Genomic DNA, 12,638 nt, shown 5'->3' with positions numbered 1-12,638 from the left:
GAAATCTGGCAGTGGGCAGATACACCCCATCTTGCCTGACGTGCGGGGCTGGGTGGTAACCCGTATACCTTGGGCGCCGTGACCTGGGGGGTTCGGTGGGGGCGTGTGCGGGTGTGGCTCGTCTGTGGCTGTGGGTTGTCCGTGATCGCCGTTGGTCGCTCCTGGTCGCTGTCGGCCGCCGTTGGTCGCTGTGAGCCGCCGTTGATCGGCTGTGGGCGGCCTCGCGCGGCCTGGGGACGGCCCAGGGTTGATCAGCTGGGACCGGCCGGTTGGTGACGGGGGCCACTGTGAATACGGGCGGGGTGAAACTCTTCGGTGCCGCACGACTGGCACGGTGCCAAGGCGCTCGGGCGGCTGGTGCTCGGCGGCCTGGGGGCCGTGGGGGTGATCGGCAGTTCGGCGGAGCTGGTCTCTCCCGGCACATCCCAGGACGGACCCGGTACCCCTCAGGAGGGGTTCGGCGCTGGTAAGGGCGAGGAGTGACGCCCGGCAGGTCAGTCGCCGGGCTGTTCGCGTTTGCGCAGCAGGACCAGTACCGCTCCGCCGATCACCACGAACCCGATGGCCACTCCCGCGATCAGCGGGGTGATCGCTGAGCCGCCTGTCGCGGCGAGGTCGGTGCCGGGGGCCGTGGTGCCGCCGACCGAGGCGGGGGCGGGTTCGTTGTGGGCCTTGGCCGTCCGGGTGGTGAGGGCGCCCTGCGTCTTGCAGTCGAGGACGCCGGTGAAGCGCTGGCTGAAGCCGTGCGGGCCGGTGATCGTGAAGTCGTAGGCCTGGTCCTCCTGGAGCGGCACGGTCACCGTCTGGGAGGCGCGTGCGGGGATCGTGTGCTCGGCGCCCATCAGCTCGAAGGTGAAGGGCCGGTCGCCCTTGTCGGCCACGAAGAGGTCGATGCCGCCCTTGGCGCAGTCCTTCCGGACCGAGACCGCCGGTATCGCGCCCTCGGCCGCCCAGGTGGCGGTCGCCGCGGCGGAGACCGTGGACTCGCTGGAGCCGGCCAGGATCTGGGTCTGGCTGCGGCTGTCGGAGGTGAAGGCGCGTCCCACGGGCACCGTCGTCGACGCCTGCACGGTCAGCTGGGCCGTGCCTCCCCCGCTGTCGAGCCCCTGGGAGGAACCCCCGTCGCCGTTCCCGGCGGAGTCGTCCGGGATGTCGAAGTACAGCCGGCTGCCGTCCCGCGCGGACGTCACCGCCTTGCCGGTGCTGTCGGTGATCCGCACCCCGCTGGTGGCCGCGTCCGGCGGCGGGCTGACCGTGACGGTGCCCGCGTTGGTGTGCACGGTCACCGGACCGAGCAGGGATCCCGGCCGCCCGGAGACCGCCGGCGGGTCCAGGGTCAGCGAGGCCTGCGGTTCACCCAGGTCGCGGGCGCTCTTCTGCAGATAGTCGGCGAGCTTCTCGGCCTGCGGGTCGACGGCGTCGACCTTCGCGTGGTCGGAGTAGCGCCAGATGGCCACCTGCGTGCCGGCCGCCGCGTCCTGCTCGGTCAACGTGCCGGTGCCCGCCTGGCGGGCGAGCGCGGCGAGGTCGTTGACCTGAGGGTAGGAGTTCTGCAGGATCCAGCGGATTCTGCCGGCGTCCTTGTTGGCGCCCAGCGAGGTGCCGCTCCACGGCGTCTCCTCGTAGTGGGCGTCACGCTGGGTGGGGTTGTGGAGGTCGACGCAGTACGTCTGGAGGGTGCCGCCGCCGTCGACGGACATCTCGAACAGGCCCGCCTCCACGCGCTGGTCGCCGCCGTCCTCGTGGATCACTGCCTCGCCGTAGGTCTTCAGACCGTTGATCGTGGCCGTCGCCCCGCCCCGGGTCTGCGGTGTCCCGTCGGTCCCGTCGGCCGCGGCCGTACCGGCGCCCGAGAGCACACCGGCCGCCATGAGGCCGGCGACCGTCGTGACGGCGGCCAGGCGTGCCGCTCCGGTACGGCGGCGGAACCCAGAGAACGCAGCAAGCACAGAATTCCCCTTCGAGCAGGACCCGTTGGACGTGGGGGACGGTCCCACCAGCAGAATCGGCAGCCCCTAGGGGCACGTCCGGCATCCTATGGATCAGCCGGAGCCTCTCCCGCCGGTCGGATGAACCGATGGGCGATCCGATCCGTAATCGTTATCGCCGGGACCGTCCATGAGCTGGGCATATCGACAAATCCACCGCTTCGTACGGGTGGTTCGGCCACGCCGTGCGGCACTGGCACGGTGACTCCGGTGGACAGCACGTCCGCTGATGTCACGTCACCGCTGCTGGTTCCTGGGCCTGTTGGTGTGTCTCCTCGCCCTCGGCGCCGGACGGACGCGGTGTCTCCCAGTTCGGCTCCGGCCGGGGCGCCGTCGGCGCGGGCTCCGGCCTGGCCGGGCGCTGGAAGGCGGCCGTACCGCGCGCGAGGTCGTGGCCGATCGCCACCGCGTCGATGTCGGCGGAGGCCCACTGCTGCTGCCCGTCGCGCACCTCGGTGCGCACCTTCAGCCGGCCCTGCACCAGCACCGGCTGGCCCAGCTCCACACAGGCGGCCACGTTCACCGCGAGCTGGCGATTGGCCCACACCGTGAAGAAGTTGGTGTGCCCGTCCGTCCAGGCGTTCTTCTCGCGGTCCCAGTACCGCGAGGTCACCGCCAGCCGGAACCGGGCCGACGGTCCCGCCGCCGTCTCCCGGTACAGCGGCTGGGTCGCCACGTTGCCTGCCACGCAGACGATGGTCTCGTTCATGTTCTCGCTCCCCTCCCGCGCCCGGCGCCTTCCGGCGGCCGGGCACGACGTCTGAGACGTCCGGATCGTGTGTGTCCGCGTGCGGGTCCATACGACCGCCGCCGTATGTGTCCGCACGTCCCGCCGATCGCGCGCGTCTCCTCCGCCGTCCCTGCGGACGAGGTCGGACCGAGCCGCCGTGCGATCGCCGCGACGACCTCAGACTGCCCGTGCCGGGCCGAATCCGCTGAGCGCTGTGGACGGCCGCCGGGGTTGTGGAAAACCGCGCCATCCGTGTGGGTGACGCGGGTTCTTCGCCGCCTTTCTCACCCGGGGTGGCTCTGGAAAAGGAGGGTGAGGTGATGCGAAAAAGGTGAGGCCACGCGAAAAGGATGAGGGGACGCGAAAACGATGAGGGGCCTCGGACACCCGAGGCCCCTCGCTCCCACATCTCCGTTCGCCGAACCCGACCCTCGCACACAGCCCCGCACGGCTCTCACACGCAGCCCGGCACGGCGCCCCCACACCCGGCCGGTACGGCCGTCAGCCCACCCCCGTGCCGTTCCGCGCGACCCGCCCGTACTGCTCGCGCACCTCCCGGTACCGCAGCAGTTCCGCCGCCACCGGCTCGAGCACCCGGGCCCGGCCGCAGCCGGCGGCCGCCTCCCGGAGTCTGCGTTCGGCCTCCTGGCCGTAGCGCCGGGCGGGGCCTCTCGCCGCCATCCGGCAGCCCCACTCGACCAGCGGTCCGCCGACGATCCCGCAGGCCATCAGCAGCACCGGCACCCCGAGGTTGGGCGCCATGACGCCGAGGATCTGGCCGACCAGCCACAGACCGCCCACGACCTGCAGCAAGGTCATCGCCGCCTGCACCAGCACGGCCGCCGGCCACCAGCCGGGCCGCGGCGGCCGGCCCGGCGGCAGTCCCGCGCGTGCCACCAGCTCGTCCAGCGCCTCCGGCAGCCCCTGCGATCCGCGTACGGCGGCCTCGCGCACCGCCTGCGCCCACGGCGCCGGCAGCCCGGCCGAGGCCCGGTCGGCCACCGTACGGACCGCCTGTTCCACCCGCTGACGCGCCGTGGCCTCCTCGTCGGGCGGCGCCGTGCGCACGGGGATGCGGCCGGTGGTGGACTCGCCGCGGAACCGGTACCAGCGCCACAGCCGCAGCCACGGCGTGCCGCAGGCGCGGCCCGCGTTGCGCAGCCAGGCGCGCTCGGCGGCCTCGCCCGCCGCGGTGGCGCCCACGGCGTCCGCGAGCCGCGCGGCGAACTCCTCGCGCGCCTCCTCGCTCAGGCCGACCCGCTGCCCGGTGGCGTACATCGGCCGCAGCTCGGTCGCGGCGGCGTCGACGTCGGCCGACACACGGCGGGCCGCGGCGCCGCGTTCGGCCACGAACTCGCCGAGGACCTCGCGCAGTTCGCCGACGCCGTCGCCGGTGAGCGCGGACAGCGCGAGCACCCTGGCGCCCGGTTCGCCGTGCTCGCCGAGCGCGATGCCGTCCTCGTCCAGCAGCCGGCGCAGATCGTCGAGGACCTGGTCGGCGGCGTCTCCGGGCAGCCGGTCGACCTGGTTGAGGACGATGAACATGATCTCCGCGTGGCCGGCCATGGGACGCAGATAGCGCTCGTGCAGCACCGCGTCGGCGTACTTCTCCGGGTCGACCACCCAGATCACCGCGTCGACCAGCTTCAGGATCCGGTCGACCTGCTTGCGGTGCTCCACGGCGGCGGAGTCGTGGTCGGGCAGGTCGACCAGGACCAGCCCCCGCAACTGCGCCTCGGCCTCCGGGCTCTGCAGCGGACGGCGGCGCAGCCGGCCCGGGATGCCGAGCCGGTCGATGAGGCCGGCCGCTCCGTCGCTCCAACTGCACGCGATGGGCGCGGCGGTGGTGGGGCGTCGTACGCCGGTCTCCGAAATGGCCACTCCAGCAAGGGCGTTGAACAGCTGCGACTTGCCGCTGCCGGTCGCGCCCGCGATGGCCACGACCGTGTGCCGGCCGGAGAGCTTGCGGCGGGCGGCCGCCTCGTCCAGAACCCGGCCCGCCTCGGAGAGGGTACGGCTGTCGAGCCGGGTCCGGGAGAGTCCGACCAGCTCGCGCAGGGCGTCCAGCCGGGAGCGCAGCCGGCCGTCGTACGCCAGCGGGGCGGGGGGCTTGCTGGCAGGGCCGCGACTGCCGGTCTCCAGCACGGAGGCGCGTTCGGCGGCGAGGGCGGCAGCGGTGGCCTCCGTGACACGCCGGGCGATCAGACCGTCGTCCCAGGACTCGGCGGAGTCGGAGGGGTCGGAGGAGTTGGGGGGTGTGGAGTGGCTGGGGGATGTGGAGGAGGTCGGAGACCCGGATTCGGAGGCCCCGGAGGGTTTCGAGGGGCGGGAGGAGTCCGGGTATCGCTGGGGGTTCACGGGCCGGGGGGAGGCCGAGGGGCGGGAGGAGTGCGACGGTTCCGCCGGCTGCGGGGACTTGGTGGATCCGGGCGCTCCGGAGGCGGCGGCCGGGTCCGCGGTGGTGCGGGGGGCGGGGGTCGGCGTGAACGTGGGCGTGTACGGGAACCGCGGCAGCGGCGGGAGGGAAGCGGGGGTGGGTCTGGCGATCGGGGTCGGTCCGGCGGCGGGGGCCGGTACGGCTTCGGTGCCGGCGTCGGCCGTGGGGTACGCGAGCGCGTGCGGCAGGTACGGCTGCCTACTGCGGCCGGTGTCCGCGTTCTCCCCCCGCTGCGGACCCCGGCTGTCGCTCCCCGTCCGGCCGCCCGCGGACGGCTCCCGGGTCACGGCCCCGGCGTCGCGCCCGCTGCCCGAGGGCCGATTCCGAGCCACGGCCCAGCCATCGCCCTCGCCGCCCGCAGACCGCTCCCGAGCCACGGCCCAGCCATCGCCCTCGCCGCCCGCAGACCGCTCCCGAGCCCTGGTACCGCCGTCGCCCTCGCGCCTTCCGTTCCCCATGCCCTCGCCGCCCTCGCCCTCTCCCTCGTCGTCGTCCCGCACGCGCGCGTGTCGCTCGCTTCTCGGGCTCGCGGGGTTCTGGGCCGCGTACCTGTCCTCCGCCCGCTCGGGGTGAGCGTTCGCACCGGCGCTGCGGGCGGCGCGGCCGGCGGCAAGGGCGCTGTCCGGGGCGGTGCCGGAGGTCTCCACGCCCCCTCCGGCCATCATGCGATCCCCAAGGCTGCCCTCCCCTGCCATGGAGGCCGCGCCGGAACCGGGCTCACCCGCACTGCTGCGGTAGCACCCGCACGCCTCGGCATCCCCTGCATCCACCGCACCAGCGGCCATCCGCTCCCCATGGCCTCCGTACTCCACAAGCCCCGGCTCCGAGCGACCGCCCTGTTCGACGCGCCCGGTCCCACTGCCGTTGTCGCTGCTACTGCCGCCGTCGCTGTCCCTGTCCCTGTCCCTGTTCTTGTCCCCGCCGGGGCTGTCCGGCTCCGTGTCCCTCATGCGTCCGACGCGCCTCATGTGGTCGGTGTGATCCGTGTGGTCCTGGTCAGTGACGGAGGTCACCGGTCACCTCTCCTTCTGCAGTACGGACAGCGCGGCGATGAGTTCGGCCTGGGGATCGGGCTGGATGTCGAGGGCGTCGAGCGGGGCGAGGCGCCGCTCGCGTTCGTTGTGCATGACGCGGTCCACGTGTTCGTTGAGCAGCCGCCCGGCCCGGTCGCGCAGCCGCAGCGCGCCGTGCGCCCCGATCCGCTCGGCGAGCCCCTCGCCCGCGGTACGGGCCCGTCGCCCGCCGAGCAGCGCGGTGGCCACCAGGGCGGCGACGGCCTCGGCGTCGGGCATCACGGAGCGTTCCAGCACGCGCACCTCGTCCTCGGCGTACTCCTCCAGCTCGCGCCGCCAGCGCCGTACGGCGAGGCCGATGCGGTGTTCGGAGCTCTCCAGGGCGGAGTGGCCGGCGGCGAGGGCCGGGTCGGCCCCGGCGGGCTCGCGCCGCCAGGCCTCGTCGACACGCTCGTCGGCGGCGGTGACGGAGCACAGCAGCAGGGCGGCCAGGCTTTCCACGAGGGCGTCGAGGAGTTCGCCGGGGGTGCAGTCCAGCGGGAAGGCCCGCCAGCGCTTGAGGGCGTCCCCGGCGAGTACGGCGCCGGACTGGAGCCGGCCGCGTACGCGCGCGTGCTCGCTGTCGTAGGCGGTCTCCACGGCGGAGGTGAGGCGGAGGGCGGCCGCGTACTGGGCGGCGGCCGCGCCGGCCAGCTCGGGCATGCGGACCTTGAGCGAGTCGAGGAGACCATGGACCGTACGGGCCATGGCCTGCTCTCTCGCGGCCGGTTCCTGAGCGTGGTGGGTGAGCCACTCCTTCAGCGGGGCCACGGCGGTGGCGGGCAGCAGACCGGCGCCCCAGGCGGACTCGGGCAGCTCGGGCACGGTGAAGCGGGGTACGTCACCGAGGCCGGCCTTGGTGAGCAGGGCGCCGTACTGCCGGGAGACCTCGGAGACGACCTGGTGGGGCACCCGGTCCAGGACGGTGACGAGGGTGGCGTCGTACTCCTTGGCGGTGCGCAGCAGGTGCCAGGGGACGGCGTCGGCGTAGCGGGCGGCCGTGGTGACCATGATCCAGATGTCGGCGGCGCAGATCAGTTCGGCGGCGAGGACGCGGTTGTCGGCGACCAGGGAGTCGATGTCGGGGGCGTCGAGGAGGGCGAGGCCGCGCGGGAGGGTGTCGGCGGTCTCGACGCGCAGCACGCGCGCAGGGGGCGCACCGGAGGGCATGAGGTCGTCGGGATCCTCGTCGGGGGCGGGGGCCCACACGCGCGTGAGGTCGGGGAGCACGCGCATGCCGCTGAACCAGTGCTGATCGTCCGGATGGCAGACGAGGACGGGTGTCCGGGTCGTCGGCCTCAGGACGCCCGCTTCGCTCACCCGCCGTCCGACGAGGGAGTTCACGAGCGTCGACTTGCCGGCGCCGGTGGACCCGCCGACGACGGCCAGGAGCGGCGCCTCCGGCTCCCTCAGGCGGGGTACCAGGTAGTCGTCGAGCTGCGCGAGGAGTTCGTCGCGGTTGGCACGCGCGCGTGGCGCCCCCGGGAGGGGCAGCGGAAAGCGTGCGGCGACGACACGGTCGCGCAGTGCGGAGAGTGTGTCGAGCAGCTGAGGCCGTACGTCCAAGGTCACCACATGCGAAGAATGCCCAATTTTAGGGGAATTCTGAAGCATATAGACATGTCTGCGCGCCGAGCGGACAGAAAGGACGCAAGGGACGACTGGGACATGGGCACAGCCCAGGCATAACGAGTGCACAACACCCGGTGCGTCGGAGGCCAAAAGCGATGCACGATTCGTACCTGCCTGCGATTATCAGGACCGCTTCACCGAACCTCCACATCGAGCCACGGAGGGGAAGCGACAGGGTCGAGGAACAGGGAGCTTTATCCTTGGTCCGGCCACCAGGCCCCCGTAGCTCAGTGGATAGAGCAGGCGCCTTCTAAGCGCTTGGCCGCAGGTTCGAGTCCTGCCGGGGGCGCCCAGTCTCAGCCCTCCCCTCGGGAGGGCTTTTCGCTGGTCAGGGGCTGTGACGCCGGGTACGGCAAAGCACCGGAGACCCGCTGGTGATCAAGGGCGGAACCCGGGGCCGTCCAGCTTTCACCGGGGATTCGCGAGGCAGCCGTGTCGGAGGCGGTCGGAGCTGTCGGCGGTCTGGAAGCGGGAGGAAGATCAGCCAATGCCGGCGATGGGCGGGGGCGTGCTCAGCCGGTGTGGAGGGTTCGGAAGCGGTCAAGGTTCGCCGGGTCTCGATCGACGACCTGGACCGGCGGCCAAGCCCATTGCTGCACGCTGATGCCGGGCGTGCGCGAGAACCGGATCCGTCCGCGGGTGCCCTCCACTTCGGCACGCGGCCAGGATTCGGCGATGCGTGCCCGGTCCGTGCCGTGCGAACGCAGGACGTCGGCGAGGACGGCGACCGTGTCGTAGCCCTCGAAGGCGACGAAGGAGGGCGCCTCGGCCAGCCGCTCGCGGAGGGCCGTGTCCACTCGTGCGCCGAGTGGGCCGAGGCGCTCGGGCAGGTAGCGCAGGAACGGGATCCCGGCGCCGTCGTCGCCCAGCATCCTCGCCCACTCGGCGAACTCCGGCTGCCCGGCCGGAGCGCCGATCAGGACCTCGGCGAGGCGCTCGTCGTGGCGGACGGACTTGACGATCGGCACCGCCGGCTCCGGGTGGCCGACCAGGAGGAGGAGCGCCGTCGCACGATGGGCGACGAGTTCGTCGCACACGGCCGCCGGCGCGAGCGCGCGCGTGTCGAGTTCGACGACCGTGCCGCCGCGCGGAGCAAGGTGGTCCCGCAGGATGCGGATCCCGGACGCCCAGTAGACGCTCGGCTGGGTTGCCACGGCGACTCGGGTGTGACCCGCGCCGAGGAGGAAGTCCGCGTAGATCCGCCAGCCGTGGGACTGTGCCGGGGGGAGCCGCGCGACCCATCGCGTCGGCTGCTCGGTGAGCGCGTCGAGCACCGCTGACGAGCAGAGGAACGGCACGCCGAGGGCGTCGGCCCTGGTGGCGGCGGCGCGAGCGACGACGCTGTGGTACTCCCCCGCCAGGGCGGCCACGCCCAGGTCAGCCAGTTCGTCCACGGCCGCCGCGGCCCGCTGCGGATCGGCCGCGGTGTCCCGGACCACCAGCTCCAGTGGCCTTCCGGCGATCCCGCCCCCGTCATTGACGTCGCGCACGCCCAACTCCAGCCCGGCGAGCAGGTGCCGGCCCGCCTCCACCCAGCCGGGCCGGGTCAGCGGAACCAGAGCACCGATCCGGACGGCTGATCCGTCGGCCCACTCCGGGTCACGCGGCGATGGCGGCGGCGTATTCATGGGTTGGCGTCTCCCGAGCGAGATGCGGGGTGCCCAGATGCAGCGGGCGTGAAGGTCAGTGGCGCCGAGAGTAGCCGAGCCGAGAATCGACGCCGGACGCACTTCAGCGACCGGCGCCCGCCGGCAAAGAAGCATCGAGGCAGTCGCCGCTCGCTAGTTCCGAACGGCCCTCGAGCCGTGCGTTCCCGACCGGCCTCACCTCCGACACCACGGGCCATGGGCAGGCGTCCGTGACCTTCGGGTCGTAAGGACAGTGGAGTAGCGCGAGTTCTGCGTCCGAGACCGGTGGTCGCCCCCACCGTCCCGGCCAACCGCACCGCTGACGGTTCTGCTGGTCAACAGGGCAGCTCCGTGATCCTTTATTTCGGCGAAGCTGCCCTTCGATCCCGCGACAGCACAGCAACGTGCCCGTTGTCCCAGGTGCTCGTCACGAGATCACCAGAGGGGGACCACCTTGCTCACACCGGACTTCAAGCGCATCGTCACGGCTCTGGCCGCCCCAGGCGCCCTTGTCCTCACCACCCCGGCAGGGGCCGAGGCCACGTCGATCGCAACGGCTCCTGTGCACACCTTCGAGTACAGCGTCGGCGGTATGACCATGAAGGTGCCGACCGGCTGCATGTTCACGCACATCATCCGAGGCAGCGGCAGGAGGATCACCTACCACAACGCCGGTGTCGACTGCTCCTTCACGCCCGCCTCCATGTCAACGGGGTGCGGCGCGTGAGCCAGTGTCACCACATCACCAAGTGAGTTGGGCATGACGGAACAACAGCAGTGGTCGGGCCGGCGTCGGGCGGGAGGGATCGTGTTCGTTGCGGGGGCTTGTTCTCTCCCTGGCGTTCTTCGCCTTCTTCCCCGGTCTGCCTCATGTCATCGACTGCGGAGCCGTCCTCGTGGCGATCGGCGTCGGCGCGCTGGCCCGGGGTATCTGGGCTGGACGGCGAAGGCGGCGGAGAGGAGGGGCCGGGGCGACAGCACCTGATCACTGCCCCGCCCGCCCCACAGTCGCCCTCACGTGCCCCTCACGCCGCCACCCCCGCACCCCCCTGTACCCCTTCCGTCTCCGCTCTGCTTGCCAGGGTGTTCACCGCGGTGTTGAAGCGTTGCAGGGAGGTGGGGTGGTCGGGGCCGAGGACGTAGTGCTTGAGGGTGCGGCGGGCGGGGGTCATCGGGTCGGGGTGGGGGGAGCGGACGGCGGTGAGGATGGCGGGGAGGCGGGTGCAGGCGCGGTCCAGGAGGTAGGCGCCGCCCGCCGTGGTGTACGCGGCGCGGAACTCGGCGTCGGGCAGGTCGTGGGCGTTGGTCAGGACGTACGGCTTGAGGCTGGCCACGAAGTCGGCGACCACCGAGGAGACGTCGCTGATCAGCAGGTCGGCCTGGTTGAAGCAGTCGTACAGGGCGGGCAGTTGGCGGGTGATGATGTTGTGGCGGAGCGGGCCGCGGCTCTCCCAGAAGACGCGGTGCCATTCCGCCCGCAGCTCCTGCCACTCGGCCGCCGCCGCCCGGTCGGGGACCCGTGACGTGCGCAGCTGCTCGGCGTCGTCGCCGCGGTGCCGGCCGGCGAGTTCGTCCAGGCGGGCCTGGATCTCCTTCAGCCGGGGGCGTGCCGCCGCCTCCGCCGCCTCCGCCTCGGTGGCGCCGTGCCGCTCGTTGTCGGTGCGCAGCAGCTCGCGGATCGCCCGGTCGGCCGCCGCGGCCTCGGCGGAGCGCTTGCCGGTGAGGGGGTGGGGCTTGTAGATGATCCGGACGTTCTCCGCGAGCAGCTTCTCGATCAGCGGCACGCCCATCGGGATGAGCGAGGTGTGGCAGTCGTCGTCGCTCCAGCCCTCCCAGGTGGGGGCGTAGAGGACGACCGGGACCGGGCCGGGAGTGTGGTCGGCGTGCAGACGGATCGGGGACAGCTGCGGGCGCCCCACCTCCACGATCGCGCTGTCGCTGATGGCGTGCCGCACCCGCTGGTACCGGTCCCGGCCCGCGCGCCCGGCCACCCATATCTCGTCGTACACCTTGCTGACCCGGTTGCTGCTGGCCAGCTTGTCGCTGTCGCCGTGACCGATGAAGACGTGCTTGGCCTCGGCGAAGCGCAGCATGTGGACGTTCTTGCCCGCGTTGCCGGGGTACAGCACGACGCGTACGGCGGACAGGTCCAGCTCGGCCAGGTCGTCCGCCCTCGGCACGCACACCACCGGTATCCAGGTACGGCTCAGGTAGCGGAACGACGCCCGCTCGCGCAGGATGATCACCGGGCGCAGGTCCAGCTGCTCCAGCGTCTCGATCCACATGTTGACCTGGTACATGAAGTCACGGGATACAGCCGCGAAGCTGAAGTACAGGGCCACCTGCGGGCGGTATCCGGTCAGTTGGCGGTTGACCGCGGCGAGCACCTCCTCGCGGGCGGGCATGCGGCGCGCCGTGCGGTACTGGGCCAGGACGGCCAGGAGCGCCGCCGCGGTCGTCGCCGGCGTCAGCGCGAAGCCCGCGTAGGCCGCCCGCTCGGAGCCGGTGGCGGCCGCCACCAGAAGCCCGGCGTGCGCCGGCAGGTCGAGGTGGAGGAGTTTGCGCAGGTAGCGGCGGTAGAAGAAGGCCGACGGCTGCGGCGGGACGGGCAGCTCGCTCATGTCGAGGTTGCGCACCACCAGCGGCAGGACCCGGCGGCGCCGTACGGCGTGGTGTACGGCCGTGTAGCACATCATCATCGCGTAGTGGGCGCTGAAGACGCCGAGCCCGGCGACGAGCACCGCGTCCGGCGCGTCCAGCCGTGCGGCCAGCGCCAGCAGCATGACCGTACGCACCGCGAACCGCATGGTGCGGTCCAGATGCAGTGCCGCCAGCCGGCGCACGAAGGCCGGGGCGCGCACGTGCAGCGCCTCGTCCGCCAGGTACGTCACGGCCGTCGCCGCCACGAAACCCCACAGGGACGGCAGCAGGGCGACGACGGGCAGCGCGGCGAAGGACGCGCCGAGCAGGAGCGCGAGGGCTAGGTCGGTCGTCCCGCGTACGCGCAGGACTCCGCACAGCCGGCGGATCGTCATGGGCAGGGTTCCTCTTCCGGGGTGGCGCCTCCAGGGACGGGCGCCGCTGTTCACCGGTTCGACGTAAGAGGAAGGTGAAGAGTTGTATATGGAGAAGAAAGAAAGAGTTCAGGTTCCGTTTGCCTCGGGGTAGGTG

The 12,638-nt window shown here is 72.5% G+C and carries 8 protein-coding genes and 1 tRNA gene; 3 read left to right on the top strand and 6 right to left on the bottom strand.

What is annotated here, in order from left to right; translation table 11 throughout:
• The first annotated feature begins 315 nt into the window (after positions 1 to 315).
• Positions 316 to 483: a hypothetical protein gene (locus AB0950_RS03455; RefSeq protein WP_366777698.1), complete on the top strand. Its 168-nt coding sequence runs from the start codon at positions 316 to 318 to the stop codon at positions 481 to 483.
• An 11-nt stretch (positions 484 to 494) separates the two neighbouring features.
• On the opposite strand, the gene AB0950_RS03450 is transcribed toward AB0950_RS03455, so the two are convergent.
• The 4 genes from AB0950_RS03450 to AB0950_RS03435 all read right to left on the bottom strand — a co-directional run bounded on the left by AB0950_RS03450 (position 495) and on the right by AB0950_RS03435 (position 7,782).
• On the bottom strand, positions 495 to 1,871 hold the full coding sequence (locus tag AB0950_RS03450; protein ID WP_360145492.1) for a Cys-Gln thioester bond-forming surface protein: 1,377 nt from the start codon (positions 1,869 to 1,871) through the stop codon (positions 495 to 497).
• 349 nt (positions 1,872 to 2,220) lie between these two features.
• On the bottom strand, positions 2,221 to 2,697 hold the full coding sequence (locus AB0950_RS03445; protein ID WP_360570703.1) for a single-stranded DNA-binding protein: 477 nt from the start codon (positions 2,695 to 2,697) through the stop codon (positions 2,221 to 2,223).
• Between the two features lie 522 nt (positions 2,698 to 3,219).
• Entirely contained in the window at positions 3,220 to 5,076 is a 1,857-nt protein-coding gene (locus AB0950_RS03440; protein ID WP_366777696.1) for a YfjP family GTPase, read from the bottom strand.
• 1,095 nt (positions 5,077 to 6,171) lie between these two features.
• The gene (locus AB0950_RS03435) at positions 6,172 to 7,782 is read right to left on the bottom strand and encodes a dynamin family protein (RefSeq protein WP_366777695.1); all 1,611 of its coding nucleotides are present in this window, start codon (positions 7,780 to 7,782) and stop codon (positions 6,172 to 6,174) included.
• Positions 7,783 to 8,055: 273 nt separating this feature from the next.
• Between AB0950_RS03435 and AB0950_RS03430 the strand changes: the two genes are divergently transcribed.
• Positions 8,056 to 8,128: transfer RNA gene (locus AB0950_RS03430), tRNA-Arg, on the top strand.
• A 223-nt stretch (positions 8,129 to 8,351) separates the two neighbouring features.
• Here AB0950_RS03430 and AB0950_RS03425 read toward each other — a convergent pair.
• Positions 8,352 to 9,467: an ABC transporter substrate-binding protein gene (locus AB0950_RS03425; RefSeq protein WP_366777694.1), complete on the bottom strand. Its 1,116-nt coding sequence runs from the start codon at positions 9,465 to 9,467 to the stop codon at positions 8,352 to 8,354.
• A 454-nt stretch (positions 9,468 to 9,921) separates the two neighbouring features.
• Between AB0950_RS03425 and AB0950_RS03420 the strand changes: the two genes are divergently transcribed.
• Positions 9,922 to 10,194 (top strand): hypothetical protein, encoded by a 273-nt coding sequence (locus tag AB0950_RS03420; RefSeq protein WP_366777693.1) that lies wholly within the window; start codon positions 9,922 to 9,924, stop codon positions 10,192 to 10,194.
• 298 nt (positions 10,195 to 10,492) lie between these two features.
• Here the strand turns inward: AB0950_RS03420 and AB0950_RS03415 are convergent, their stop codons facing one another.
• Positions 10,493 to 12,502 carry a hypothetical protein gene (locus AB0950_RS03415; protein ID WP_366777692.1) on the bottom strand — a complete coding sequence of 670 codons (2,010 nt, stop codon included), beginning with the start codon at positions 12,500 to 12,502 and terminating at the stop codon, positions 10,493 to 10,495.
• Between the last annotated feature and the right edge of the window lie 136 nt (positions 12,503 to 12,638).

The organism is Streptomyces sp. NPDC007189 (genome assembly GCF_040703635.1).
Classification (GTDB): Bacteria; Actinomycetota; Actinomycetes; order Streptomycetales; family Streptomycetaceae; genus Streptomyces.
This window is presented reverse-complemented; position numbering and strand designations above follow the sequence as displayed.

Coding starts and splice junctions, on each gene's coding strand:
- AB0950_RS03450 (WP_360145492.1), bottom strand. CDS start 1,871: ATGGCGGCCGGTGTGCTCTCGGGCGCCGGTACGGCCGCGGCCGACGGG.
- AB0950_RS03445 (WP_360570703.1), bottom strand. CDS start 2,697: ATGAACGAGACCATCGTCTGCGTGGCAGGCAACGTGGCGACCCAGCCG.
- AB0950_RS03425 (WP_366777694.1), bottom strand. CDS start 9,467: ATGAATACGCCGCCGCCATCGCCGCGTGACCCGGAGTGGGCCGACGGA.
- AB0950_RS03415 (WP_366777692.1), bottom strand. CDS start 12,502: ATGACGATCCGCCGGCTGTGCGGAGTCCTGCGCGTACGCGGGACGACC.